This is a genomic window from Pseudacidovorax sp. NFM-22 (assembly GCF_021401245.1).
Taxonomy (GTDB): Bacteria; Pseudomonadota; Gammaproteobacteria; order Burkholderiales; family Burkholderiaceae_C; genus Xenophilus.
This window is the reverse complement of the sequence record NZ_JACBFY010000006.1, coordinates 439,916-465,441: the sequence shown is the minus strand read 5'-3', so window position 1 is coordinate 465,441 and position 25,526 is coordinate 439,916. Positions and strand designations below refer to the sequence as shown.

Here is a 25,526-nt window from a genome sequence, read left to right as displayed (position 1 = left end):
GACCGCGAAAATGCGCGCGATGAATGCAGACCCCCTGCGCCCGCGTGTCTACCTGGCGGGCCCGGACATCTTCCGGCCCGACCATCCGGCCGTGTTCCGCGAACTCAAGCGGCTGTGCAGCGCCTGCGGCCTGGAAGGCGTGGCGCCTTCCGATGCCCACATCGACCTGGCCGGTGCCAGGGACGACGACGAGCAGGCCCGCCGCATCTACCAGGGCAACGTCGACCTGATCCACAGTTGCAGCGGCGTGATCGCCAACCTGCAGTGCTTCCGCGGGCTGGAGCCCGATTCGGGCACGGTGTTCGAGGTGGGTTTCGCCATCGCGCTGGGCAAGCCCGTGGTCGCGTACGGCGTGCCGGCGGGCAGCTATGCCGACCGGGTCCGGGCCGCACGACCCTGCGGCACCGACAGCCACGGCGTGCTGCGCGAGCAGGCGGACGGCACCGAGGTCGAGGGCCGGGGACAGCGGCTGAACCTGATGCTCACGGGCGCCACGCCCTTGGCCGAGGACGCCGCCAGCGCGGTCCGGATGCTCGCCCGCCTGCTGGGAGCCGGCGCCCCATGAGGCCCAGCGCCGCGGCAGGCGCACGCCACTGGCGCAGGCTGTGCCTCGGCACGCTGCTGTGGCTGGGCCTGGCGGCCTGGGCCGTGGCGCAGGCCATCGTCCCCTCGCCGTCCGAGCGAATGGCGCCCGCGGCCATCAGCCGCCAGGCCGGCGGCCTGCCCCTGGCCTGGCACCTGCAGGTGCTGGACGACACCAGCCGCACGCTCACGCTCGACGAGGTGCGCCGGCCCGAGTGGCAGTCGCGCTTCGCCCTGCCGGAGGATCCGCTGCGGGGCCGCGAGGCCGATCGGGTGCTGTGGTTCAAGTTCCAGCTGCGACTGGCCGATCCGGCCGATGCACCGCAGGAATGGCTGCTGCTGGTCCCTTCGGTCTCCACGCACGAGATGCGCTTCTATGGCCCCTTCGCACCCGACGGCCATGCGCTGGCCGAGCCCGTGGTGACGGGCATGCGGCATCCGTGGCGCACGCGCCCGGCCTCCTCCGAGCAAATGGCCTGGCGCTTCCACCTGCCCGACGCGCAGCCCTACACGGTGTATGTGCGGGCCGAATCCACCTTCGCCCGCGTCTACGACATGCGCGTCTGGCGCACCGCCGACTACCTGGAATCCACCCAGGACAAGCGCATGTTTGACGGCATCAGCTACGGCATCCTGATCGGCCTGCTGGTGTACGGCCTGGTGCTGCTGCTGGTCTTCGGCGAAGCCATCTACGTCTACTACCTGCTGTCCTGCCTGTGCGCGCTGGGTGCGCTGGCCGGCATCAACGGGCATCTGCTGCGCTACCCCTTCGCCAACTGGCCGGCAGCGGCGGGCGTCACCTACACGCTCATGCCGGCGCTGTGGGCCATCTGCAAGCTGCAGTTCGGGCGGCGGCTGCTCAACCTGCGGCAGTTCGCGCCCTGGCTCGACCGGCTGGTGGTCGGCTTGCTGTTTGCGCTGAGTGTCGCGGCCGTCTACGGGCTCTTCGGGCGGCATCCGCTGCTGACCTTCAACCTGGTGCAGGCGTCGGTGGTGCTGGCCTCGGCCGTCCTACTGGCCGGCGCCCTGGTGGCGGGCCGGCGCCGCTACTGGCCGGCCGTGCTGTATTGCGTGGGCGTGGCGCTGCTCCTGCTGGCGGTGTGCGCCATCATCTTTGCCGCCTGGGGCTGGCTGAACTGGCGGCCGGGCCAGATGAACCTGACGCAGGGTGCGCTGGTGCTCGAACTGGTCGTGTTCGCCGTCGCGGCCGCCTCGCGTCTGCGGCTGGTGCTGCGCTCCGAACAGGCGCTGGCGGCCCACAACCTGGAGTTGATCGATGCCCTGCGCACCGATCCCCTGACCAGCGTGGCCAGCCGGGCCGGGCTGGAGGTGCAGGCCGACCGGTGGCTGCGCGAGGGGCGGCCCTTTGCCGTGCTGCTGCTCGACCTGGACGGGTTCAAGGCCGTGAACGACCGCCATGGCCATGCGGCCGGCGACGCGGTGCTCGCAGCCCTCGCCGCGCGCCTGCGCGAAGCGGTGCGCGACTCGGACCTGGTGGCCCGGCTGGGGGGCGATGAATTCGCCCTGCTGGTGGCCGGCGACCCCCACCCCGACGCGCTCACCGGACTGGCGCAGCGCCTGCTCGCCCAGTCGTCCTTGCCCGTGGACTGGGAAGGCCAGGGCCTGCGCGTCGGCATGAGCATCGGCATCGCCCGCCGGCCGCAGGACGGCGACAGCCTCGACGCCCTGCTGCGCGCCGCCGACCGTGCGATGTACCACAGCAAGCAACAGTCCGAAGCGCCGGGCTTCAGCTTCGCGAGCGACATGCCTCCGGCTTGAAAGCACAAGGCCCGGACATGCCGGGCCTTGTCGCTGGGATCGGAGCGGCTGTGCCGGAATGCGGCCAGCCGTCGGCGCCGGGTCAGCGCTCGATGGTCAGCGCCACGCCCATGCCACCGCCGATGCACAGCGAGGCGATGCCCTTCTTGGCATCGCGGCGGGCCATCTCATGCAGCAGCGTGACCAGGATGCGGCAGCCCGAGGCGCCGATGGGGTGGCCCAGCGCGATGGCGCCGCCGTTGACGTTGACCTTGCTGGTGTCCCAGCCCATTTCCTTGTGCACGGCGCAGGCCTGGGCGGCGAAGGCTTCGTTGATCTCCAGCAGGTCCAGGTCGGCCGCCTTCCAGCCGGCGCGCTCCAGCGCCTTCTTCGAGGCCGGCACCGGGCCCATGCCCATGATGGCCGGATCCAGCCCAGAGGTGGCAAAGCTGGCGATGCGGCCCAGGGGCGTCAGGCCCAGGGCGGCGGCCTTCTTGGCGCTCATCACCACCACGGCGGCGGCGCCGTCGTTCAGGCCGGAGGCATTGCCCGCCGTCACGCCGCCGGCCTTGTCGAAGGCCGGACGCAGGCCGGCCAGTCCTTCGGCGTTGGTCTTGCGGTTGATGAATTCGTCGGCATTGAAGACGACCGGGTCGCCCTTCTTCTGCGGGATGTTGACGGCCGTGATCTCGTCCTTGAACCTGCCGGCGTCCTGCGCGGCAGCGGCCTTCTGCTGACTGGCCAGGGCCAGCTCGTCCTGGGCGGCGCGGCTGATGTCGTACTGCTTGGCCACGTTCTCGGCCGTGATGCCCATGTGGTACTGGTTGTACACGTCCCACAGACCGTCCACGATCATGGTGTCGACCAGCTTCCAGTCGCCCATGCGCTGGCCGTTGCGCGAGTTGGGCAGCACGTGCGGGGCCAGGCTCATGCTTTCCTGGCCGCCGGCCACCACGATCTCGCTGTCGCCGGCGTTGATGGCCTGAGCGGCCAGCATCACGGCCTTCAGGCCCGAGCCGCAGACGGCGTTGATGGTCAGGGCCGGCGTCTCCTTGACGCCGCCGCTCTTGAGCCAGGCCTGACGGGCCGGGTTCTGGCCGGCGCCGGCAGCCAGCACCTGGCCCATGATCGCCTCGCCCACCTGGCCGGCCTCGACATTGGCACGGGCCAGGGCTTCCTTGATCACGATGGCCCCCAGTTCGGTGGCCGGAATGCCGGCCAGCGAACCGCCGAACTTGCCGATGGCGGTGCGGGTGGCCGAGACGATGACGATGTCTTCCATGGTGCTCTCTCTTCAGTGAAATCGAATGGGGATGGGTGGGAGGATCAGGCCTTGGCCTTGACGTAGCGGCCGGGCGCGGGCTCGATGGCCTTGTAGGCGGCGCCGTTGCCATAGGCCTTGGGCGCGGCGATCTGCTTGCCGGCATGGCGCTTGAGCCAGGCGTCCCAGTCGGTCCACCAGCTGCCCGGGTACTCGGTGGCGCCGTCCAGCCACTCGGCGTGCGTGGGCGGAAAGCGGTCGTCCTCGCGCAGCCAGTGGCTGCGCTTCTTCTTGGCGGGCGGGTTGATCACGCCGGCGATATGGCCCGAGGCGCCCATCACGAAGCGCATCGGACCCGACAGCAGCTGCGTGGTGGCATAGGCGCCGCCGATGGGCACGATGTGGTCCTCGCGCGAGCCGTAGATGTAAGCCGGGATGTCGATGCGGCCCAGGTCCACCTTCTCGCCGCAGACCGTGACCGCATCCTTGTCGGCGAGCTTGTCTTCGAGGTAGGTGTTGCGCAGGTACCAGGCGTACATGGGCCCGGGCAGGTTGGTGGCGTCGCTGTTCCAGTAGAGCAGGTCGAAGGGCGGCGGCGACTCGCCCTTGAGGTAGTTGCCCACCACGTAGTTCCAGACCAGGTCGTTGGGCCGCAGGAAGCTGAAGGTGGAGGCGAGGTCCGCACCCGGCATCAGGCCGCCCTGGCCCATCTGCATCTCGCGGAAGCGCACGAAGGCCTCGTCGATGAAGACGTCGAGGATGCCGGTGTCCTCGAAGCGCAGCAGCGTCGTGAGGAAGGTGACCGAAGCCGCCGGCTTCTGGCCGCGCGCCGCGAGCACGGCCAGCGCCGTGCCCAGGATGGTGCCGCCCACGCAGAAGCCCAGCACGTTGATCTTGCCGCCGCGCTTGTCCTGGCCGCTGATGGCCTGCACCGCGCCGATGGCAGTGATGGCGCCCTTCTCGATGTAGTCGTCCCAGGTCGTGTGGGCCAGCGACTCGTCGGGATTGCGCCAGCTCACGACGAAGGTGCGGTGGCCCTGCTCGACGGCATGGCGCACCAGCGAGTTGTCGGGCTGCAGGTCGAGGATGTAGAACTTGTTGATGCAGGGCGGCACCAGCAGCAGCGGACGCTCGTGCACCTTGTCGCCCAGCGGCTTGTATTCGATGAGCTGGAACAGTTCGTTCTCGAAGACCACCGCGCCTTCGGTGGTGGCCACGTTGCGGCCCACTTCGAAGGCGCTTTCGTCGGTCATGCTGACATGGCCCTGGCGCATGTCGTGCATGAGGTTCTGCATGCCGCGCGCGATGCTCTCGCCCTGCGTCTTGACCGCCTTCTGCTGCGCCTCGGCATTGAAGGCCAGGAAGTTGCTGGGCGCCGAGGCAGCCATCCACTGCTCGACCGCGAAGCGCAGCCGAGCCTGGGTCTTGGCATCGGCCTCGACCGCCTCGGTCATGGCCAGCAGGGTGCGGGCGTTGAGCAGGTACACGGCGGCCGAGAAGGCGGCCATGGGGTTGGCGGCCCAGCCCTCGCCGGCGAAGCGCTTGTCGCCGGGCGGCGGGACCGACAGACCCTGGCGCCACAGCGCGCCGGCCTCCTCGACATACTGCTGCTGGATGGCCTGCAGGCGGCCCGGATCGAAGGAGAAGCGCGGCAACTCGGGCTGCGCGGCGCCACCGAAGCTGCCGCCGTTGCCGAGCTGGCCGAAGGCGTTCATGGCCTTGCCCCAACCATCGGTCAATGCCTGCTGAAACGGCCCGAACATGGCGTTCATCTGGGCCTTCGCGTCTTGCTGGTTCATGGAGTCTCCGGTGCCTCACCTGACGGATGGTCGGGGGAGTATCCTGCATTTTCGAGACCCTTCTTCCCCCGGAAAGCCTACCTCTAAAGCCGCCCCGTGTTCCTTCATCTCATCGTGATCGCCTGGCTCTACGTGGCCGTGATGATGGCCGTGGCCGAAGCCACGAACACCAATGGCAGCCTGCTCGGCGCGATCGTCACCTTCGTGCTGTACGGGCTGCTGCCCATGGGCATCGTGGGCTACATCCTGTCCACGCCAGCGCGGCGTCGGGCTCGGCGTGCACGCGAGGCGGCCGAGGACGGCTCAGACCAACCTGCGCCGGAGCCGACGGGCTCAGTCGCGCCAGACCAGGGCGGCGAAGCGCCCGCTGACGCGCCCGTCGCGCCGGTACGAAAAGAAGACTGAGGGATTGCCGACGGTGCACCAGGCGGCGCTGCCGTCGTTGCCATGCACCTTCCTCACGCCCAGCGCGGCCAGGCGACGGCGCGCCAAGGCTGGCAGGTCGGCCAGCCATTTGCCCTCGGCGGCGCCCGGCACGAAGCAGGCATGCGCGCCGTCGTCGCACGCCAGGAAGGCCGCGCGCACCTCGGGCCCCACCTCGAAGGCCGTCGGGCCGATGCAGGGCCCGAGCCAGGCCATCAACTCGCTGTCGGCATCGAAGGCAGCGCAGGCGCTGTCGAGCACGCCCGCGGCCAGGCCGCGCCAGCCGCAATGGGCGGCGGCCACCCGCCGGCCCGTCGCATCGCACAGCAGCACCGGAAGGCAGTCGGCCACCATGATCGTGCAGGCGATGCCGGTCTCGGCGGTCGTGCAGGCATCGGCTTCGAGACCGTCCGGGCTTGCCGCGTCGAGCGGCGCGCAGGCCGTGCCATGCACCTGCTGCAGGTAGACGGGACGCACACCCGCGGCCTTGGCCAGCCGGGCGCGGTTCTCGGCCACCGCCGCCGGGTCGTCGCCCACATGCGTGCCCAGGTTCAGGCCCGCCCAGCCGCCACCCTGCGCGCTGCCGGAAACGCCGCCGTCGCGCGTGGTGCACAGGGCATGCACGCCAGGCGGCGCCGGCCAGTCTGGGCAGATCAGTTGCATGCCCGCACTCCGGCCTGGGCTGCCGGACTCATTCCGCGTCGGGACACTGCGAAGGCTGCGCCGCCTGGAAGGCCGGCAGTTCCATGCAGGCGTCGTACGCCGCCATGGTGCGCGGCAGGCCCGACAGGTCGCTGTCGAAGCGGCGGGCGTTGAAGATCTGCGGCACCAGGCAGCAGTCGGCCAGCGTGGGCGTGTCGCCCCAGCAGAAGCGGCCTTCGGGCGAGGCGGCCAGCTGGCGCTCGAAGGCCACCAGCCCGTCGCGCACCCAGTGGCGGTACCAGTCGTTCTTGGCCTCTTCGCTCACCTTGAGATCGCGCACCAGGTACTTGAGCACGCGCAGGTTGTTCAGCGGATGGATCTCGCAGGCGATGGACTGCGCCAGCGCGCGCACATGGGCGCGGGCGGCCGCGTCGCGCGGCAGCAGGGCCGGCTCGGGATGCAGCTCGTCCAGGTACTCGATGATCGCCATGGACTGCGAAAAGCGCTGGCCGTCGTCGGTCTCCAGCAGCGGCACCAGCTGGTCGGCCGAGATCTGCGCGTACGGCGCGGTCTTGTGGTCGCCGCGGGCGATGTGCACCGGCACGTAGTCGTAGGCCAGGCCCTTGAGCTGCAGGGCGATGCGCACGCGGAAGGAGGCCGAGGAGCGAAAGTAGTTGTGCAGCTTGATCATGGTCGCCGAGCATACGACGGCGCCGCCTCTGGCACACTCGCCCTTCCCTTCCCCAACCCTCCCAAGAGCAGTCTCCATGGCTTCCCAGGATTTCGTCTTTGCGCCGGCACCGGTGGTGTCGGTTCCCGTGGCGGGCAGCGCCGCGCGCTTCCCGATCCATCGCATCTACTGCGTCGGTCGCAACTACGAGGAGCATGCCAAGGAGATGGGCTTCACCGGCCGCGAACCGCCCTTCTTCTTCATGAAGCCGGCCGATGCGGCCGTGGTGGTCGATGCCGGCACCACCGGCACCGCGGCTTACCCCACGCTGACCAAGAACCTGCATCACGAAATCGAGCTGGTGGTGGCCATCGGCACCGGCGGCAAGAACATCGCCGCGGCCGATGCCCACAAGCACATCTTCGGCTACGCCGTGGGCCTGGACATGACCCGCCGCGACCTGCAGAACGACATGAAGAAGCAGGGCCGCCCCTGGGACATCGGCAAGAGCTTCGAGCAGAGCGCGCCCATCGGCCCGATCGTGCCCAAGGCCGAGGCCGGCGACATCGAGAAGGCGGCCATCTCGCTGCAGGTCAATGGCGCCGACCGCCAGCGCAGCAACGTGAGCCAGCTGATCTGGAACATCGCCGAAACCATCGAGCACCTGTCGGCCGCCTGGGAGCTGCAGCCCGGCGACCTGATCTACACCGGCACGCCCGAAGGCGTGGCCGCCGTCGTGCAGGGCGATCTGCTCGAAGGCGAGGTGGCCGGCCTGCCGCGCCTGTCGGTGCGCATCGGCTGACCGACCACCGAGGAGCCGCCGCCCCATGTTCGAACGCCCCCGCATCCGGCACTGCAAGGCCTGCGGCACCGCGGTGGTCTACCGCGTGCCCGACGACGGCGACACGCGCGAGCGCGCCGTCTGCCCGGCCTGCGGCACCATCCACTACGAGAACCCGCTGAACGTGGTGGGCACGGTGCCGGTGCTGGGCACGCGCGTGCTGCTGTGCAAGCGCAACATCGAGCCGCGCTGGGGCAAGTGGACGCTGCCGGCCGGCTTCATGGAGCTGGGCGAAACCACCGCCGACGGCGCCGCCCGCGAGACGGTCGAAGAGGCCGGGGCCCAGTTCAAGATGGGCGAGCTCTTCGCCCTCATGAACGTGATGCGCGTCGGCCAGGTGCACCTGTTCTACCTGGCCGAGCTGCAGAGCGAGCGCTTCGACCCGGGCCACGAGACCATCGAGGCGCGCCTGTTCGAGGAAGACGAGATCCCCTGGGACGAGATCGCCTTCCGCACCGTGCGCGAGGCGCTGCGCTGCTTCTTCGAGGACCGGCGCGCCGGCCGCTTCCAGTTCCACACCCTGGACATCCAGTGATGCGCGCACCGCTGCTCCTGCCCCTGCTGCTGTTGGCCGGTGCCGGCCTGGCCCACGCCCAGAACACCAAGGTCGGCGAAGTCAGCACCGCCTTCAAGCTCATCGGCCCGGACCACAAGGTGGTGGTCGAGGCCTATGACGACCCCAAGGTCACGGGCGTGACCTGCTATGTGTCGCGCGCCCGCACCGGCGGCCTGTCGGGCGCCGTGGGTCTGGCCGAGGACAAGGCCGAGGCCTCCATCGCCTGCCGCCAGGTCGGCCCCATCGCCATCGCCCAGCCGCTGCCGCAGCAGGAAGAGGTCTACAGCGAGCGGCAGTCGATCCTGTTCAAGCGGTTGCGCGTGGTGCGCATGGTCGATGCCAAGCGCAACACGCTGGTCTACCTCACCTACTCCGACAAGCTGATCAACGGCTCGCCCACCAATGCGGTCACCGCCGTGCCGGTGGACCGTGGCACGCTCATTCCGATGAAGTGAGGCCGCGCGGCGATGGCGACGTCGTCCCCCGCCCGCGCCGTCCGCGAGCTCTACCGGGCGCTCTGGCGCCATGCCGAGGGCGTGCGCACGCACCTGGTGGGCGCGACCACGCTCATCTCGGCCTCGCAGCTCATCCGCCTGACCCTGCCCTGGCTGGCCGGCCGCGCCATCGACACGCTGCAGCGCGGCGACATCGCCGGCTCGGGCCGCTGGATCCTGCTGCTGCTGGCCATCTACCTCGTCTCGTGGATGCTGCACGGCCCCGGCCGCGTGCTGGAGCGCAACGTGGGCCTGCGCGTGCGCGAACGGGTGGCGGACCAGCTCTATGCCCGCATCGCGGCCGCGCCGCTGGTCTGGCGCGACGGCCACCATTCCGGCGAGCTGCAGCACCGCGTGCACCAGGCCAGCCGCGCGTTGTCGGACTTCACGCAGAACCAGTTCGTCTACGTGCAGAACGCCTTCAGCTTCGTCGGGCCGCTGGTGGCCCTGGCGCTGCTGGCGCCGGCGAGCGGGCTGATCGCATTGGTGGGCTTCGTCGCCATCGCGTTCGTCATCGTGCGCTTCGACCGCACGCTGATGCAGCTGGCCCGCGCCGAGAACGACGCCGACCGGCGCTATGCCGCGGCGCTGTTCGACTTCATCGGCAATGCCGGCACGGTGATCGGCCTGCGGCTGCAGGCGGCTTCGCGCCGGCTGCTCGGCCGGCGCATGGGCGCGGTGTCGGCGCCGCTCAAGCGGGCGGTGGTGGTCAACGAGGGCAAGTGGTTCACCGTCGACCTGCTGGGCCTGGGCCTGACCTGGGCGCTGGTCATGGAATACGTTTGGCAGAACCGGGTGCCCGGCCAGCCGGTGATGCTGGGTACCGTGTTCATGATCTACCAGTACGCACAGCAGGCGGCGTCGGTGGTGGGCTCGATGGCGGCCAACTTCCAGAGCTTTGCGCGCATGCACACCGACTGGGGCAGCGCCGCGCCGATCTGGGACGCCCCGGGCGACCCGTCGCAGCCCGTGCCGCCGGTGGATGCGCAAGCCGCCTGGGCGACGCTTTCGCTGGAGGCGATGCAGTGGCGCTATGCCGACGGCAGCCGCGGCCATGGCCTGCAGGGCATCGACCTGCAGTTGCGGCGCGGCAGCCGGGTGGCGCTGGTGGGCCCGAGCGGCGGCGGCAAGAGCACGCTGCTGCGCGTGCTGGCCGGGCTGTACGCGCCCCAGGCGGGGTCGCTGCTGCTGGACGGCCGCCCGGCCGATTGGGCCAGCCTGCGCCAGATGGCCACCCTGATTCCGCAGGAGGCCGAGGTCTTCGAGGCCAGCGTGCGCGAGAACCTGGACTTCGGCGACGCCCGGCCTGAGGCCGAGCTGCAGGCCGCCGCCGCGGCCAGCGCCTTCGATGAGGTGCTGGCGCGCCTGCCACAAGGCCTGGACAGCCCGCTCACCGAGCGCGGCTTCAACCTTTCCGGTGGCCAGCGGCAGCGCCTGGCCCTGGCGCGCGGCGCGCTGGCCGCGGCCGGCAGCTCCCTGCTGCTGCTGGACGAGCCCACCAGCGCCCTCGACGCCGCCACCGAGGCCCAGGTGCTCGACCGCCTCTCCGCCGCCTTTCCGCAGGCCTGCGTGGTCGCCTCCATCCACCGGCTCGCCCTGCTCGGCCGCTTCGACACCGTCGTGCTGATGGAGGCCGGGCGGGTGGCGGACGCCGGCCCGCGCGAGGCCGTGCTGGCCCGCCACCCGACGCTCGCGGCGCAGGTCGCCGGCGCCTCGGCCTGAGAACATCCCGGCATGCGTTCCGCACGCTCCCGAACCGCGCGACGCTGAACCCTCGGCCCGCCAATCGCTCCAAGCGCCCCATGTTCAATCCCATTTCATTGCTGCGCCGCCGCCCGCGGCCGCCGCGCCCGCTGTCGGCGGGCTGGGCCGCCCTGCTGGGCGGCAGCCTGATGCTCGCGGCCAGCCTTGCCATGGCCGCCCCGGCCAGCCACACGCCGGCCAAATCCTCGAAACCCGCCGCTTCCAAGCCGGCCGCCTCCAAGTCCAGACAGGCCGCGCCGGCACGCAGCGCCGGGCGGGCCAAACCCGCGCAGGCCACCCGCGGGACGAGCGCGCGGGGCCGACCAGCCCCCGGCAAGAAGGGCCGTTCGGTCGCCCGCCGCGCCGCCCCGGCCGCGGCCGGCGCTGCCGCCCTGAGCGCCACGCCCGGCGAGATGCCGCGCTTTGCCGCGCCAGCACCCGGCGCCGTGCTCCAGGCCTTCGATGGCGAACAGAACAAGGGCGTCGACATCGCCGGCCATGCCGGCGATCCGGTGGCCGTGGCCGCCGACGGCAAGGTGGCCTTCGTCGGCACCGAGCTGGCAGGTTACGGCCGCACGGTGATCGTGGAACACGGCGGCCAGGTGATCAGCGCCTATGCCCATGTGCGCAACATCCGCGTGCGCGAGCAGCAGATGGTCCGCCAGGGCGAGGTGATCGCCGAGATCGACGACGGCGATGCGGGCGAAGAAAGCCGCCTGCACTTCGAGATCCGACGCCAGGGTGTGGCGGTCGATCCGCAGCTGTACATGTCGCGCTGACACCTCCCTCGGGTGCCCGGTGGTGCAACCGGGCGTCGGCGATGCACCAGCATGGGGCAAGGCCGCGGCACGCAATTTGCAAGAAATTGTGTCCAAAGCATCCCTCATGTTGAACTTTCTTTCGCGCCGCCTCGGACGGCTCAGCGTCGGCCGCAAGCTCCTGGTGATCTACCTGCTGGACCTCACGGCGGTGATCTTCATCAGCGGCATCCTGATCAACGAGAAGTTCATCGCCATCGATTTCGGCCGCAAGGAAGCCGCGGGCACGGCCTACATCGACGGCGTGCGACCCACCCTCATGGCGCTGGCCGGCTGGCAGGGCGCGCGGGCGGCCGACGACGCCACGCTGGCGCGCGTCGAGCGGCACTGGGGCGAAGGCATGCAAAGCGCCGAGGCCAGCCGCCACTTCCGCCAGGATGCGCAGGCCTGGAGGCGGGCGCCGCAGCCCGAGCGCGACGCGGCGGCCCGGGAGGCGCTGGAGAGCGGCCGGGCGCTGGTCACGCGCGTGGGCAACCAGTCCAACCTGATCCTCGATCCGGACCTGGACAGCTACTACACCATGTCGCTGCTGCTCCTGCGCTTTCCGGAGCTGATGGAGCTGGGCGCGGCCATGCGCAGCCAGCTCGTCGCCCACCGCCAGACCCGCACGCCCCTGGAGCGGACGGAATCGAACACGCGCTTCTTCATCCTGGAGGGCCGGCTCGACACCGTGGCCGCCGCCATCCGCAGCGACTACGGCGAGGCCTTCGCCGCCGCGCGGGGTCCGCTGGCCGGCGCGCTGGATGCTTCCCGCGGCCGGCTGCTGGCCGCCATCGAGGACTTCCGCCGCGCTGCCCGCGCGGCCCAGGAGCAGGACAGCGCACCGCTGGCCGCCTTCGACCCCGCCCAGCAGGCGCTGTTCGCCCGGCTGGACGAGGCCTGGAGCGCCACCAGCCGCGAGATGAGCACGCTGCTCGCCGTGCGCGAACACGGCTTCTTCACCCGCATGTGGCTGCACCTGGGCACGGCGCTGTTCCTGCTGCTCTTGATCCTGAGCGCGGTGTTCTATGTGGCGCGGCAGATCTCCAAGCCGCTGCGCCGCCTGTCGGACGTGGTGGACACGGTGCGCCGCACCGGCGACCACACGCTGCGCGCCAGCTGGCACAGCAACGACGAGATCGGCCGCCTGGTGGTGGGCTTCAACGACATGCTGGCCCAGCTCGACCGCGAGCGCCGCATCCAGCAGGAGCTAGCGGCCTCGGCACGGGCGGCGGATGCCCAGCGCGAGCTGGTCGAATCGATCCCGATCCCGCTGATGGTCACGGCCATTCCGGGCCACGAGGTGCTCAACGCCAATGCGCCGGCGCAGGCCTGGCTGGGCGGCCGCTCGCAGGATCCGTGGGCCCAGGGGCTGGAGCCCGGCGTGCGCGCCCGCTTCTTCCAGCAGCTGGCCGACCGCCGCGCCGTGGACGAATTCGAGGTGCGCTGGCAGGGCGGCGGCGCGCCCGGCTGGGCGGTGCTGTCGGCCCGGCTGATCCACTACCAGGGCCAGGAGGCGATGCTCACCGCCTTCACGCCGATCAACCAGCTCAAGCACATGGAGCAGCGGCTCAAGCTGTGGGCCAAGGTGTTCGAGGCCTCGTCCGAAGGCATCCTGATCATCAATGCCGAGCACGACATCATCACCGTGAACAACGCGCTGTGCCGCGGCACCGGGCACGACCTGGCCGACCTGGTCGGCCAGAGCCCGGCCCTGCTGCTGGCCGACGACGGCGCCCACCTGCGCACGCTGTGGCCGGCGCTGGACAAGCGCGGCGCCTGGCAGGGCGAGGTGCTGATGCGCCGCCGCGACGGCCATGCCTACCCGGCCTGGATCGTGGCCAGCGTGGTGCGCGACGGGCCGGACCGCATCTCGCACTACATCTTCACCTCCATCGACATCAGCGACCGCAAGCGCAGCGAGGAGCGCATCCGCTACCTGGCGCTGCACGACGTGCTCACCGGCCTGCCCAACCGCTCCCTGTGTGCCGAGCGGCTGCGCGAGGCCATCGACCGGGCGCAGTCCGCCGGCCGCGGCGTGGGCGTGCTCTTCATCGACCTGGACCGCTTCAAGAACATCAACGATTCGCTGGGCCACCATGTGGGCGATGCACTGTTGCGCTCGGTGGCGCAGCGCTTCGCCGACTCGGTGCGGCCCGTGGACACCGTCAGCCGCCTGGGCGGCGACGAGTTCATGGTCATCCTCGACGGCGTGCGCGGCAGCGACGATCTGGCTGCGGTGGTGGAGCAGCGCATCCTGCCCGCCGTGCGCGAGCCGCACGAGGTGCACGGCTCGCGCCTGTACGTGTCGTGCAGCGTGGGCATGGCGATGTACCCGGAGGACGGGGCCGACATCGACACGCTGATGCGGCATGCCGACATGGCGATGTACGACAGCAAGTCCAGTGGCCGCGACACCGCTCGCTTCTTCACGCCGGCCATGAATGCCCGGGCCCAGCAGCGCCAGCAGGTGGAGTCCTGCCTGCGCCACGCCATCGAACGCGGCGAGCTGTGGCTGGCCTACCAGCCGCGCATCGAGGCGGACACCGGCCGCACCATCGGCGTGGAGGCGCTGCTGCGCTGGCACAGTCCCGAGCTGGGCGCCGTGCCGCCGGCCGAGTTCATCCCCATCGCCGAGGAAAGCGGCCAGATCGTGGCGCTGGGCGACTGGGTGATCCAGCAGGCCTGCGCCCAGCACGATGCCTGGCGCCGCTCGGGGCTGGGCGAGCTGACCGTCTCGCTCAACATGTCGGCGGTGCAACTGCGCACCAGCGGCGTGCCCGAGGTGCTGCGCACGGCACTGGCCCGCCACCAGGTCAACCCCGCCCACCTGGAGGTGGAGCTGACCGAGTCCACGCTGATGGAGACGGCTGAGGAGACCATGGCCCAGCTGCATGCCCTCAAGGCGCTGGGGCTGACGCTGTCCATCGACGACTTCGGCACGGGCTACTCGAACCTCAACTACCTCAACCGCTTCCCCATCGACAAGCTCAAGATCGACCGCTCCTTCGTGCAGCAGATGCTGGAGGACCCGGCACAACTGGCCATTGCGCGGGCCATCATCGGCCTGGGCCACACGCTGGGCCTGCGGGTGGTGGCCGAAGGCGTGGAGCGGCCCGAGCATGCGCAGATGCTGCATGCCGCGCGCTGCGACGAGCTGCAGGGCTTCCACTTCGGCCGGCCGATGCCACCGGCCGAACTGGAGCGCTGGCTGCGCAGCCAGCGGCCGGTGGAGCTGGCGGCAGCCTGAGCGCCTGGCACGCCGCGGGGTGAGCGGCGCGCTCAGGCCCCGGACGCGGCGCACTCGGGCGCCACGCGGTCCAGCGCCTTCGCCAGCTGCGCCGTCAGCCGCTCGGCATAGCGCGGCCCCGGGTGCACGCCGTCGGCCATGTCGGCCGGATCGAAGCGCACCTCGCCCCAATCGGCGAACACGCTGCCGGTGTCGGCGGCGATGCGGCGGGCGATGGCATCGTTCTCGTCGCGGCCGGCCATGCCCCCGATCACCCGCGACAGGCCGGTGATGAGCGGCGTGCGCCCCTCGGCCTTCACATGCGCCACCATCGCCCGGAAGGACGGCTCATAGGGATAGCGGTGGCCGGCGTCGTTGATGCCGTACTGCAGAACCACGATGCGGGCCCTCAGCGTGAGCCGGGCGAACTGGGGCTGGCGCGCATAGGCGCTGTCGCCCGGCACCGAGTTGTCCTCCACGACATAGAGCGGCCGCAGCCGCTGGAGGATGGCGGCCGGCGGCTCGGCCAGGCGATGGGCGCCGTTGTGCGCCCCGTGCAGGATCGAATCGCCCCACAGCGCGACGCTGCAGTCGGGCTGCTGCTGCAGCTTCTGCTGGCGGCGCCATTGCTCCTCGTCCTGCGGCGATGCATTGCGCCACGCGACGCGGCTGGGCGCGCAGCCTGCAAGGGTGAGCGCCAGCATCAGCCACGGCAGCCTGCGCGCCGGCCGCAGCCGGCTGGCGGTCGAATCGTTCATTGCCCTGTTCCCGGATGAATCGCACGGCCCCACGCCGGCGCCCGCATGCCCGCGCCCGGCCGACCGAGGGATGCGGAGGGCGATTCTGGAAAGCGAATGCGGAGCGATCTGGGAGGTCGCCACGCACCGGGCCGCACGGCGGAGCGTGCGAGGGCGGACCGTCAGCGGGGCGCGGACACAGCGGCCGGTGGCCGCAGCCAGTCGGCCTCCCAGCCCCCACCCAGCGCCTGGATCAGCGCCACGGCCGAGGCCTGACGCGACAGCTGCGCATTGAGCAGGCTGCGCCGGGCACTCAGGGCCGAGGCCTGGGCCGTGACCACGTCGGTGTAGTTCACCTGGCCGGCGCGGTAGCGGTTGAGGATCTGCTGCTCCGTCAGGTCCGCGGCTTCCGAGGCCTGGCGCAGCAGCACGGCCTGCTCGGCCTGCGCGGCAGCATTGCTCAGCTGGTCCTCCACGGCCTGGAAGGCGGTGAGCACCGTCTGCCGGTAGCTGGCCACCGCGCCCTGGTAGGTGGCACCGGCCGCATCCACCTGGGCCGCGATGGCGCCGCCATCGAACACCGTCTGCGCGGCCGAGAGGCCCAGCGCCCACAGCAGGTTCGAGGCATTGAACAGGTCGCCCACCCGACTCGCACTGCCCGTGACCGAGGCCGTGAGATTGAGGCTGGGAAAGTAGGCGCTGCGCGCGATGCCGATCTGCGCATTGGCCCGCGCCATCGCGCGTTCGGCCGCCGCGATGTCGGGCCGGCGCTGCAGCAGTTCGGCCGGCAGGCTCAGCGGCACCGCGGGCACCACCGGCAGCCAGTCGGCCTGCGGCGCGATGCGGAAGTCGGCGGGCGCCACGCCCACCAGCACGGCGATCGCATGCTCCAGCACGGCCCGGTCGCGCACCAGGCCTGCCCGGTCCGAACGCGCGCTGACCAGCTGGGTCTGTGCCTGCAGCACATCGGTCTGCGCCGCGATGCCTGCCTGGTAGCGGTTGCGTGTGATGGTCAGCGAGCGCTCGTAGCCTTCGAGCGTGCGGTCCAGCAGCGCGATCTCGGCATCCGTCGCGCGCAGCTGCAGGTAGTTGGTGGCCAGCGCGCCCAGGGCCGACAGCCGGGCCGCCGCCAGGTCGGCCTGGCTGGCCTGCGCGCTGGCACTGGCGCTTTCCACCGACAGGCGCAGGCGGCCCCAGAGGTCGGCGTCCCAGCTCGCCGTCAGCCCGGCCGAGAAGCTGTTGGACGGCGACGTGCCGCTGTTGCTCCGGACGGGCCCGCTGCGGCGGCCGCTGCCGCTGGCCGTGAGCGACGGCAGCAGCGAAGCGCGCTGCTCACGCACCAGCGCCTGGGCCTGGCTGTAGGCGGCCACGGCCACGGCGATGTTCTGGTTGTTCACCTGCACGCGCTCGGCCAGCGCATCGAGCTGGGGGTCGTCGAAGCGCTTCCACCATGGTCCCTTGTCCAGCGTGTCGCCCGGCGCGGCGGGCAACCAGCCGGCCACGGCCGGCGCCTCCTTGAAGGCCGTGGGGGCGACATCGGCCGGCGGCGCATAGCGCGGTCCCACGGCGCAGCCGGCCAGCAGGACGGCTGCCGGCGCCGACAGCAGCAGCTGCCGGCGCGCGAGGAAGGCGGAAGGAGCGAGGCGGGTCTTCATCGGATGGAAGCGTGTTCGTGGATGCCGATGGGCGGCACGCGCCCGCCGCCGGGACGCAGGCGGTCCATCAGCACATAGATGACGGGCACGGTGAGCAGCGTGAGCAACTGGCTCGCCACGAGGCCGCCGATGATGGTCACGCCCAGGGGCTGGCGCAGTTCCGAGCCCACGCCGAAGCCGATGGCCAGCGGCAGCGCGCCCAGCATGGCGGCCAGCGTGGTCATGAGGATGGGCCGCAGCCGCAGCAGGCTGGCCTCGCGCACCGCCTCGGTGGCCGTGAGGCCGCGCTGGCGCTGCGCCTCCAGCGCGAAGTCGATGATCATGATGGCGTTCTTCTTGACGATGCCGATCAGCAGGAAGAGCCCGATCAGCGCCATGATCGACAGGTCCATGCGCAGCATCAGCAGCGCCAGCACCGCGCCCACGCCGGCCGAAGGCAGCGTGGTGAGCACCGTCACCGGATGGATCAGGCTCTCGTACAGGATGCCCAGCACGATGTAGATCACCACGATGGCGGCCACGATCAGCAGCGCCTGCTGGTTGCCGCTCTGCTGCGCCGCACGCGCCGTGCCGCCGAAGCTGCCGCGCACGTTGATGGGCAGGGCCACGTCGTTCTCGGCCTGCTTGATCGCGGCCTGCGCCTCCTGCAGCGTCACGCCGTCGGGCAGGTTGAAGGAGATGGTGCTCGACAGCTCAGTGTCCTCGTGGCTGATGGAACTGGGCACCGCCCGCTCCTTGAGCGTGGCGAAGGCCGACAGCGGCACCAGCGTCGTGGTGCTGGTGGCCAGCGCCTGCCCGGTGGAGGCACCGCGCTGGCCCGGGTTGGCCGAAGTGGTGGTCGAGGTGCCGGTGCTGCTGTCGGTGTTGGCCTGCAGCGAGGTGCTGCCCGTGCTGCCGTCGGCATTGGTCACGCTGCTGAGCGTGGAAGGCACGTACAGGTCCTTCAGCGCCAGCGGCGAGGTCTGGAAGCGCGGCGCCCATTCCATGATGACCGAGTACTGGTTCAGGTCGTTGTAGATGGTGGCCACCGAGCGCTGGCCGTAGGCGTCGTAGAGCGCGCTGTTGATCGCCGTGGTATCGACGCCCAGCCGGGCGGCCGCGTCGCGGTCCACCGACAGGAAGGTCTCGACACCGTTGTCGTTGGAGCTCTCGCCGTCGACGTCGGCCAGTTGCGGCAGCTCGGCCATGCGCGCGGCCAGCTTGGCCGAGGCGGCCCGCAGGTCGGTGATGTTGTCGGCGCGCAGCGTGTACTGGTAGGTGGAGTTGCTGGAGCGCCCGCCCATGCGCAGCTCCTGCACCGGCCCCAGGAACACCCGCAGGCCCGTGAGCTGGTTGAGCTGCGGCCGCAGCCGGTCGATCACCACCTGAGTCTTGACGCCCCGTTCGGCCAGCGGCTTCAGGTTGACGAACATGAAGCCGCCGCCCGCGCGCGTGCCGCCGGTGAAGCCCACCACCGTGTCCACCGCGGGGTCGGCCTTGATGATGTCCACCGCCTGCTTGAGCTTGGCCGACAGCGCGACGGACGAGATGCTCTGGTCGGCCCGCAGGCCGGCGTTGATCTGCCCGTTGTCCTGCTGCGGGAAGTAGCCCTTGGGCACATGGACGAACAGGTAGACGTTCAGTCCGATCACCGCCAGCAGCGAGATCACCACGATGGTCTTGCTGGCCAGCGCCCAGTCCAGGCTGCGGGCGTAGCCACGCAGGATGCCGCCCCACAGACGGTCGCCCTGGCGGCCCAGCCAAGCGCTCACCGGCGCCCAGCGGCGGCCCAGCGGCCCGGGCGGGCGGCGCTGGTACCAGCCCTCCGCCCGCAGCAGGGCCGCGCACATCATGGGCGTGGTGGTGAGCGAGATCACCAGCGAGATCAGCACCGCCACCGACAGCGTCACCGCGAACTCGTGGAACAGCCGACCGACCTGCCCGCCCATGAACAGCAGCGGGATGAACACCGCCACCAGCGACAGGCTGATGGACAGCACGGTGAAGCCCACCTCGCGCGCGCCCTGCAGCGCCGCCTGCAATCGGCCCATGCCGTTCTCGATGTGGCGCTGCGTGTTCTCCAGCACCACGATGGCGTCGTCCACCACGAAGCCGGTGGCCACCGTAAGCGCCATCAGGCTCAGGTTGTTGAGCGAGAAGCCCAGCAGGTACATCACGCCGAAGGTGCCCAGCAGCGACACCACCGTGGCCACCGTCGGGATGATGGTGGCCCGCGCCCGGCGCAGGAAGAGGCCCACCACCAGCACCACCAGCGCGACCGAGATCATCAGCGTGAACTCGACCTCGTGCAGCGCCGCGCGGATGGAGGCGGTGCGGTCCGAGGCCACCTGCACCTCGATGTCCTGCGGCAGCTGGGCCTTGAGCGAGGGGATGAGCGCGCGCACCGCGTCCACCGTCTCGATCACGTTGGCGTCGGCCTGGGCGCGCAGCAGCACCACGATGGCCGGCTGGCCGTTGAACAGGCCCAGGGTGCGCGTGTTCTCGACGCTGTCGATGACCTCGGCCACGTCCTTCAGGCGCACGGCCGCGTTGTTGCGCCAGGCGATCACCAGGTCGCGGTAGTCGGCCGCGCGCAGGCCCGGGGACGGCGTGTAGATCTGCAGCCGCCGGTCCTCGCTCTCGATCACCCCCTTGGGCCGGTTGGCGTTGTTGGCCTGGATGGCCGCGCGCACGTCCTCGGTGCTGATGCCCAGGCGGTTGAGGCTGAAGGGCTCCAGCTCCACGCGCACGGCCGGCAGCGAGCCGCCGCCGATCTCCACGTCGCCCACGCCTTCGACCTGCGAAAGGCGCTGGCTCACGATGTTGGAGACGGTGTCGTAGATCTGCCCGGGCGTGCGCGTCTTGGAGGTGAGCGCGATGATCATGACCGGCGCCGCGGCCGGGTTGGCCTTGCGGTAGGTCGGATTGCTGCGCAGGGTGGCCGGCAGGTCGACACGGGCCGCGTTGATGGCGGCCTGCACCTCGCGCGCGGCCGAATCGATGTCACGGTCCAGGTCGAACTGCAGCGTGATGCGCGTGGAGCCCACCGAGCTGGTCGAGGTCAGCTCGTTCACGCCCGGGATCACGCCCAGCCGCCGCTCCAGCGGCGTGGCCACGCTGCTGGCCATGGTGTCGGGGCTGGCGCCGGCAATGCTGGCGCTGACGCTGATGACCGGGAAATCCACCTTGGGCAGTGGCGACACCGGCAGCTTGAAGAAGGCCAGGATGCCCGCCAGCGCAATGCCCAGGGTCAGCAGCACCGTGGCCACCGGCCGCAGCACGAAGGGGCGCGACAGGTTCACGCGCGGGCCTCCGGTGCGGGGGCCGTGGTGCCACCGTCGCCGTCATCCTCGCCACGGCGTCGGCGCGAGAAGCGCCGGCCGAGGCGATCGAAGGCCAGGTAGATCACCGGCGTCGTGAAGAGCGTGAGCAGCTGCGACAGCACCAGCCCGCCGAAGATCGACAGGCCCAGTGGCCGGCGCAGCTCGGCGCCCTCGCCTAGTCCCAGCATCAGCGGCACCGCCGCGAACAGCGCCGCCAGCGTCGTCATCAGGATGGGCCGGAAGCGCAGCAGCGCGGCCTGGCGGATGGCTTCTTCCGGCGGCTTGCCCTCGTTGCGTTCGGCGTCGATGGCGAAGTCGATCATCATGATCGCGTTCTTCTTGACGATGCCGATGAGCAGGATGATGCCGATGATGCCGATCACGCCCAGGTCGTTGCCGGTGAGCATCAACGCCAGCAGCGCGCCCACGCCCGCCGAGGGCAGCGTCGACAGGATGGTCATCGGGTGCACATAGCTCTCGTACAGCACGCCGAGCACGATGTACACGCACACCACCGCCGCCAGGATCAGCCACAGCTGGCTGGTGAGCGAGTTCTCGTAGGCCCCGGCCGCCCCCAGGAAGCGCAGGTTGATGCTGGCGGGCACGCCGATCTCCTTCGCCGCCGCGCGGATGGCCGACACCGACTTGCCCAGCGCCACGCCCGGCGCGGTGTCGAAGCCGACGGTGGCCGCGGGGTACTGCGCCACCCGCGTGATCTGCAGCGGCGCAGGCTGCTCGCGCACGGTGGCGAAGGCCGACAGCGGCGTGGCCGTGCCGCCGCCGGTGCGCAGCTGCAGGCTGCCCAGGCCCTGGGGCGAATCGAGCCCCTCGCGCTGCGCCTCCAGGATCACGCGGTACTGGTTGGTCTCGGTGAAGATGGTGGAGACGATGCGCTGGCCGAAGGCGCTGTAGAGCGCATCGTCCACCGAGCTGGCCGTGACCGACAGGCGCGAGGCCGTGTTGCGGTCGATGTCCACATAGGCGGCCAGGCCCTGCGCGCCGGCGTCGGTGGTGGCATTGCGCACCAGCGGCTCGTTGCCCAGGCGCGCCACCAGCTTCTTCGCCCAGTCGTTGACGGTGGCCGTGTCCGAACCCTCCAGCGCCACACGGAATTCGGTGGGGCCGGATTCGGCGTCGATGGTCAGGTCCTGCGTCGGCTGCAGGTAGAGCCGGACGCCCGCCACCTGCGACCGCACCGCCTGGGTCAGCCGGTTCATCACCACCTCCTGCGCGTCGCGGCTGCGGCGCAGGTTGATCAGCATGCTGCCGGTGTTGAGCGCCATGTTGCTGGCGCCGTCCACGCCCACCACCGAACTCACGCTCTGCACGTCGGCATCGGCCAGCACGACGGCGGCCGCACGCTCCTGCAGCTGGGCCATGCGCTCGTACGACACGTCCTGCGAGGCCTCGATGCGGGCCTGGAGCTGGCCGGTGTCCTGTGTCGGGAACAGGCCCTTGGGGATGACCACGTACAGCAGCGCCGTGAGTGCCAGCGTGCCCACGGCCACCACCAGCGTCAGGCCCTGGTGGCGCAGCACCCAGCCCAGCCCCACGTCGTAGCGGGCGATCACGCGGTCGAAGAAGCGCTGCACCGTGCGGCCCAGCCGGCCGCCGCTCTTCGATTCGGGCTCCAGCCAGCGCGCGGCCATCATGGGCACCAGCGTGAGCGAGACCACCGCCGAGATCAGGATGGTGATGGCCAACGTGACGGCGAATTCGCGGAACAGCCGGCCGACGACGTCCTGCATGAACAGCAGCGGAATCAGCACCGCGATCAGCGACACCGTGAGCGAGATGATGGTGAAGCCGATCTGCGAAGCACCATCGAGCGCGGCCTTGAAGGGCGGCTCGCCCTCCTCCAGCTTGCGGGCGATGTTCTCGATCATCACGATGGCATCGTCCACCACGAAGCCGGTGGCGATGGTCATGGCCATCAGGCTCAGGTTATTGAGCGAATAGCCCAGCAGGTACATCACGCCGGCCGTGCCGATGAGCGAGATGGGCACTGCGATGCTGGCGATGATCGTGGCGCGCAGGCTGTGCAGGAACAGGAAGATGACCAGCACCACCAGCACCACGGCCAGCACGAGTTCCATCTGCACATGCTCGACCGAGGCGCGGATGCCGGAGGTGCGGTCCGACAGCACCTCCACCCGCACATTGGCCGGCATGGCCGCCTGCAGCTCGGGCAGGCGGGCGCGGATCGCATCCACGGTCGAGATCACGTTGGCGCCCGGCTGGCGCTGCACGTTGACGATGATCGACTGGCGCAGCGAGCCGTCGCCGGCCCCGTTGGCCTGGGGCTGGTCGTCCTTGAGGCCGGCCCAGGCGCCCAGTTGCGCGTTCTCGGCGCCGTCGACCACGCGCGCCACATCCGACAGCCGCACCGGCGCGTTGTTCTTCCAGGCGACGATCAGCTTCTTGTAGTCGGCCGCGGTGAGCAGCGCGTCATTGGCGTTGATGGTGTAGGCCCGCTGCGGCCCGTCGAAGCTGCCCTTGGCGCCATTGGCATTGGCGGCGGCGATGGCGTTGCGCAGCGTGTCCAGCCCGATGCCGGCCGAGGCCAGCGCCTGCGTGTTGGCCTGGATGCGCACGGCCGGCCGCTGGCCGCCCGCCAGCGTGACCAGGCCCACGCCGCTGACCTGGCTGATCTTCTGCGCCAGCCGGGTGTTGACGATGTTCTGCACCTCGGTCAGCGGCAGGGTGTCGGCCGTGACCGCCAGCGTCATGATCGGCGCGTCGGCCGGGTTGACCTTGGCATAGACCGGCGGCGCGGGAAGGTCGGTGGGCAGGAAGGAACCGCCCGCGTTGATGGCGGCCTGCACCTGCTGCTCGGCCACGTCCAGCGTCTGGTCCAGGTCGAACTGCAGCGTGACGAGCGACACGCCCGCCGCGCTGGTGGAGCTCATGCGGTTGAGGCCGGCCATCTGGCCGAACTGGCGCTCCAGCGGCGCGCTGACTGTGCGGCTCATGACCTCGGGACTCGCGCCCGGGTAGAGCGTCTGCACCTGGATGGTCGGGTAGTCCACCTGCGGCAGGGCCGCCAGCGGCAGGAAGCGCAAGCCCACCAGGCCGGCCAGCACGATGGCCAGCATCAGCAGCCCGGTGGCGACCGGCCGCTCGATGAAGGGACGCGAGGGATTCATCGGCCTTCACCGCCGCCACCGCCACCGCCTTCGCGGCGGCGCTGCTGCAGGCGCTGCCAGCGCTCGATGGCCTCGGGGTCGCCCTTGTCCAGTCCGTCGAGCAGGGCCTTGATGCGGGCCAGGCGTTCGGGGTTGTCGCTGGCCGCATCGAGCATGCGCTGGCGCTGCTCGGGCGTGGGCAGGGTGGGCGCCGCGGCTGCGGGCGACGGGGCGGCGCTGCCGGATGCCGAAGTTGGCCCACCAGCATTGGCACCGGGCGCACGCGCGGGCGCGGCGGCACCTGGCACGGAAGGAGCCGTCGCCGGTACAGGGGCGCCACCCGCGGGAGCGGAAGCAGCGCCCTGCGGTGCCGATGCTGCGCCAGCCGGGCCGCCCACGCCCTCGGCGCCGCGGCGACGCTGGCTGCCCTGGCGCGGGCCGGCGGTCGGCCGCTCACCCTGCAGCTGCACCCGCGAGCCCTCGTTGAGCCGATCGCCGCCCTCGGTCACCACCTTCTCGCCCGCCTGCACGCCCGAGGTGATGGCGATCACGTCCGGCGTGGATTCGCCCCGCTTGATGGCGCGCACCTCCACCGTCCGGTCGTCGCGGATCACGTAGACATAGGGGCCGTTGGGGCCGGTGCGCACTGCCGTCACCGGCACCACCAGCGCGTCGACCGTGCGCAGCGTGAGCCGCAGGTTCACGAACTGGCTGGGGAAGAGCCTGGCCTGCGTGTTGTCGAAGCGGGCCTTGGCCTTGACGGTGCCCGTGCCGACGTCCACCACGTTGTCGAGCGTGGAGAACAGGCCCTGGTCCAGCACGTCGCTGCGGGTACGGTCCAGCGCCGTGGCCTGCAGCCTGGCGCCGGTGGCCTGCTGCGCCTGGATCTCGGGCACGCGGTCCTGCGGCACCGAGAACTGCACGTCGATCGGGTTCATCTGCGTGATGACGGCGACGCCCGTGGTCGCATTGGCCGCCACGTAGTTGCCCGGGTCGACGGCACGCAGGCCGATGCGGCCCGTCACCGGGGCAGTGATGCGGGTGAAGTCGAGGTTGAGCTGCGCACTGGCCTCGGCGGCCTTGTCGCTGACCACCGTGCCTTCGAGCTGGCGCACCAGGGCGGCCTGGGTGTCCACGTCCTGGCGGGCGATGGAGTCCTGCGAGAGCAGCGTGCGGTAGCGCTCCAGCGTGACGCGGGCAGCGGCCAGTTGCGCCTCGTCGCGCAGCCGCGTTCCGCGCGCCTGGTCCAGCGCCTGCTGGTAGGGGCGCGGATCGATGCGGGCCAGCAGCTGGCCCTTGCGCACCGTCTGGCCCTCGGTGAACAGCACCTCGGTGAGCACGCCTCCGACCTGCGGCTTGAGCGTGACGGTCGCCAGCGGCGTGACCGTGCCGAGCGCGTCGAGCGTGATCGGCAACTGCATGCTGCGCACCACGGCATGGCCCACGGTGACGCTGCCGAAGCCGCCGCCCGCGCCACCTGGCCCTCCCGGACCGCCCGGCCCCCCTGGGCCTCCAGGACCACCGCGGCCCGGCGGCCCACCGAAGCCGGCGCTGCCTTCGGCCGCCGGGCGGTGCACCAGGTACCAGCCCAGTCCCACCAGGCCGGCCACCAGCACGAGCACCGCCGCGCCACCCAGCCAGCGGCTGCGCCGCCCCGGAGGCCGCGCGGGCGGCACCACCGGCTCTGCGGCGTTCGAAGTCTCGGAAGGGGGAGTGTGGCGAGGGTCCATGGATGCGTGACAAGCGTGCGGCTGGGCGTGCCGCGAGTAGAGCGGGAAATCGTAGCTGCGATGTGGGAGCGACCGTAAAGCGGCGGTAAAGCCTCGCGGCTGTCGGTGGGCGACCCGTCGGGCGACTTCAGGTGGGGCGGTGTGCGGCGCAGCCGGCTGCCGTTGGCGCCGCCATCCGGCCG

General features: G+C 70.9%; 18 protein-coding genes. 9 read left to right on the top strand and 9 right to left on the bottom strand.

Going from position 1 to position 25,526, the window contains the following annotated elements; translation table 11 throughout:
- The first annotated feature begins 19 nt into the window (after positions 1-19).
- Both L0984_RS22520 and L0984_RS22515 read left to right on the top strand, forming a co-directional pair.
- Positions 20-565 carry a nucleoside 2-deoxyribosyltransferase gene (locus L0984_RS22520; protein ID WP_234196572.1) on the top strand — a complete coding sequence of 182 codons (546 nt, stop codon included), beginning with the start codon at positions 20-22 and terminating at the stop codon, positions 563-565.
- Complete coding sequence (locus L0984_RS22515) at positions 562-2,361, top strand: sensor domain-containing diguanylate cyclase (protein WP_234196571.1); 1,800 nt, start codon at positions 562-564, stop codon at positions 2,359-2,361. Before L0984_RS22520 ends, L0984_RS22515 begins: the two co-directional genes overlap by 4 nt.
- 82 nt (positions 2,362-2,443) lie before the next feature.
- Here the strand turns inward: L0984_RS22515 and L0984_RS22510 are convergent, their stop codons facing one another.
- The gene (locus tag L0984_RS22510) at positions 2,444-3,622 is read right to left on the bottom strand and encodes an acetyl-CoA C-acetyltransferase (RefSeq protein WP_234196570.1); all 1,179 of its coding nucleotides are present in this window, start codon (positions 3,620-3,622) and stop codon (positions 2,444-2,446) included.
- Positions 3,623-3,666: 44 nt separating this feature from the next.
- Positions 3,667-5,400, bottom strand: coding sequence for a class I poly(R)-hydroxyalkanoic acid synthase (phaC, locus tag L0984_RS22505; RefSeq protein ID WP_234196569.1), 1,734 nt, complete (start codon positions 5,398-5,400; stop codon positions 3,667-3,669).
- A gap of 96 nt (positions 5,401-5,496) precedes the next feature.
- Here phaC and L0984_RS22500 point away from each other — a divergent pair, with 96 nt between their 5' ends.
- Positions 5,497-5,805 carry a hypothetical protein gene (locus tag L0984_RS22500; protein ID WP_234196568.1) on the top strand — a complete coding sequence of 103 codons (309 nt, stop codon included), beginning with the start codon at positions 5,497-5,499 and terminating at the stop codon, positions 5,803-5,805.
- Here L0984_RS22500 and pgeF read toward each other — a convergent pair.
- Positions 5,734-6,486 carry a peptidoglycan editing factor PgeF gene (gene pgeF / locus L0984_RS22495; RefSeq protein WP_234196567.1) on the bottom strand — a complete coding sequence of 251 codons (753 nt, stop codon included), beginning with the start codon at positions 6,484-6,486 and terminating at the stop codon, positions 5,734-5,736. The genes L0984_RS22500 and pgeF overlap by 72 nt on opposite strands.
- A 28-nt stretch (positions 6,487-6,514) precedes the next feature.
- Entirely contained in the window at positions 6,515-7,153 is a 639-nt protein-coding gene (gene maiA / locus L0984_RS22490; RefSeq protein ID WP_234196657.1) for a maleylacetoacetate isomerase, read from the bottom strand.
- Positions 7,154-7,232: 79 nt separating this feature from the next.
- Between maiA and L0984_RS22485 the strand changes: the two genes are divergently transcribed.
- The 6 genes from L0984_RS22485 to L0984_RS22460 all read left to right on the top strand — a co-directional run bounded on the left by L0984_RS22485 (position 7,233) and on the right by L0984_RS22460 (position 14,816).
- Positions 7,233-7,937, top strand: coding sequence for a fumarylacetoacetate hydrolase family protein (locus tag L0984_RS22485; RefSeq protein WP_076510541.1), 705 nt, complete (start codon positions 7,233-7,235; stop codon positions 7,935-7,937).
- Positions 7,938-7,962: 25 nt separating this feature from the next.
- The gene (locus L0984_RS22480) at positions 7,963-8,511 is read left to right on the top strand and encodes an NUDIX hydrolase (RefSeq protein WP_234196566.1); all 549 of its coding nucleotides are present in this window, start codon (positions 7,963-7,965) and stop codon (positions 8,509-8,511) included.
- Positions 8,511-8,987 (top strand): CreA family protein, encoded by a 477-nt coding sequence (locus L0984_RS22475; protein ID WP_234196565.1) that lies wholly within the window; start codon positions 8,511-8,513, stop codon positions 8,985-8,987. Before L0984_RS22480 ends, L0984_RS22475 begins: the two co-directional genes overlap by 1 nt.
- Positions 8,988-8,999: 12 nt before the next feature.
- Positions 9,000-10,748, top strand: coding sequence for an ATP-binding cassette domain-containing protein (locus L0984_RS22470; RefSeq protein WP_234196564.1), 1,749 nt, complete (start codon positions 9,000-9,002; stop codon positions 10,746-10,748).
- Between the two features lie 80 nt (positions 10,749-10,828).
- Complete coding sequence (locus tag L0984_RS22465) at positions 10,829-11,548, top strand: murein hydrolase activator EnvC family protein (protein ID WP_234196563.1); 720 nt, start codon at positions 10,829-10,831, stop codon at positions 11,546-11,548.
- A gap of 106 nt (positions 11,549-11,654) precedes the next feature.
- Positions 11,655-14,816 carry an EAL domain-containing protein gene (locus L0984_RS22460; protein WP_234196562.1) on the top strand — a complete coding sequence of 1,054 codons (3,162 nt, stop codon included), beginning with the start codon at positions 11,655-11,657 and terminating at the stop codon, positions 14,814-14,816.
- A gap of 32 nt (positions 14,817-14,848) precedes the next feature.
- Here the strand turns inward: L0984_RS22460 and L0984_RS22455 are convergent, their stop codons facing one another.
- The 5 genes from L0984_RS22455 to L0984_RS22435 all read right to left on the bottom strand — a co-directional run bounded on the left by L0984_RS22455 (position 14,849) and on the right by L0984_RS22435 (position 25,344).
- Positions 14,849-15,553 carry an SGNH/GDSL hydrolase family protein gene (locus tag L0984_RS22455; protein WP_234196561.1) on the bottom strand — a complete coding sequence of 235 codons (705 nt, stop codon included), beginning with the start codon at positions 15,551-15,553 and terminating at the stop codon, positions 14,849-14,851.
- 161 nt (positions 15,554-15,714) lie between these two features.
- On the bottom strand, positions 15,715-17,187 hold the full coding sequence (locus L0984_RS22450; protein WP_234196560.1) for an efflux transporter outer membrane subunit: 1,473 nt from the start codon (positions 17,185-17,187) through the stop codon (positions 15,715-15,717).
- Positions 17,184-20,468, bottom strand: a complete 3,285-nt coding sequence (locus L0984_RS22445) for an efflux RND transporter permease subunit (RefSeq protein WP_234196559.1) — start codon at positions 20,466-20,468, stop codon at positions 17,184-17,186. The genes L0984_RS22450 and L0984_RS22445 overlap by 4 nt, the downstream gene beginning before the upstream one ends.
- Positions 20,465-23,635 carry an efflux RND transporter permease subunit gene (locus L0984_RS22440; protein ID WP_234196558.1) on the bottom strand — a complete coding sequence of 1,057 codons (3,171 nt, stop codon included), beginning with the start codon at positions 23,633-23,635 and terminating at the stop codon, positions 20,465-20,467. The genes L0984_RS22445 and L0984_RS22440 overlap by 4 nt, the downstream gene beginning before the upstream one ends.
- The gene (locus L0984_RS22435; RefSeq protein WP_255697556.1) at positions 23,632-25,344 is read right to left on the bottom strand and encodes an efflux RND transporter periplasmic adaptor subunit; all 1,713 of its coding nucleotides are present in this window, start codon (positions 25,342-25,344) and stop codon (positions 23,632-23,634) included. The genes L0984_RS22440 and L0984_RS22435 overlap by 4 nt, the downstream gene beginning before the upstream one ends.
- Positions 25,345-25,526 lie beyond the last annotated feature (182 nt).

Excerpts from the sequence above, each read along its gene's own strand:
- L0984_RS22510 (WP_234196570.1), bottom strand. The coding sequence starts at position 3,622 with ATGGAAGACATCGTCATCGTCTCGGCCACCCGCACCGCCATCGGCAAG.
- L0984_RS22465 (WP_234196563.1), top strand. The coding sequence starts at position 10,829 with ATGTTCAATCCCATTTCATTGCTGCGCCGCCGCCCGCGGCCGCCGCGC.
- phaC (WP_234196569.1), bottom strand. The coding sequence starts at position 5,400 with ATGAACCAGCAAGACGCGAAGGCCCAGATGAACGCCATGTTCGGGCCG.
- L0984_RS22475 (WP_234196565.1), top strand. The coding sequence starts at position 8,511 with ATGCGCGCACCGCTGCTCCTGCCCCTGCTGCTGTTGGCCGGTGCCGGC.
- L0984_RS22515 (WP_234196571.1), top strand. The coding sequence starts at position 562 with ATGAGGCCCAGCGCCGCGGCAGGCGCACGCCACTGGCGCAGGCTGTGC.
- L0984_RS22470 (WP_234196564.1), top strand. The coding sequence starts at position 9,000 with ATGGCGACGTCGTCCCCCGCCCGCGCCGTCCGCGAGCTCTACCGGGCG.
- L0984_RS22435 (WP_255697556.1), bottom strand. The coding sequence starts at position 25,344 with ATGGACCCTCGCCACACTCCCCCTTCCGAGACTTCGAACGCCGCAGAG.
- pgeF (WP_234196567.1), bottom strand. The coding sequence starts at position 6,486 with ATGCAACTGATCTGCCCAGACTGGCCGGCGCCGCCTGGCGTGCATGCC.
- L0984_RS22455 (WP_234196561.1), bottom strand. The coding sequence starts at position 15,553 with ATGAACGATTCGACCGCCAGCCGGCTGCGGCCGGCGCGCAGGCTGCCG.
- L0984_RS22440 (WP_234196558.1), bottom strand. The coding sequence starts at position 23,635 with ATGAATCCCTCGCGTCCCTTCATCGAGCGGCCGGTCGCCACCGGGCTG.
- L0984_RS22460 (WP_234196562.1), top strand. The coding sequence starts at position 11,655 with ATGTTGAACTTTCTTTCGCGCCGCCTCGGACGGCTCAGCGTCGGCCGC.
- L0984_RS22450 (WP_234196560.1), bottom strand. The coding sequence starts at position 17,187 with ATGAAGACCCGCCTCGCTCCTTCCGCCTTCCTCGCGCGCCGGCAGCTG.
- L0984_RS22480 (WP_234196566.1), top strand. The coding sequence starts at position 7,963 with ATGTTCGAACGCCCCCGCATCCGGCACTGCAAGGCCTGCGGCACCGCG.
- L0984_RS22485 (WP_076510541.1), top strand. The coding sequence starts at position 7,233 with ATGGCTTCCCAGGATTTCGTCTTTGCGCCGGCACCGGTGGTGTCGGTT.
- L0984_RS22520 (WP_234196572.1), top strand. The coding sequence starts at position 20 with ATGAATGCAGACCCCCTGCGCCCGCGTGTCTACCTGGCGGGCCCGGAC.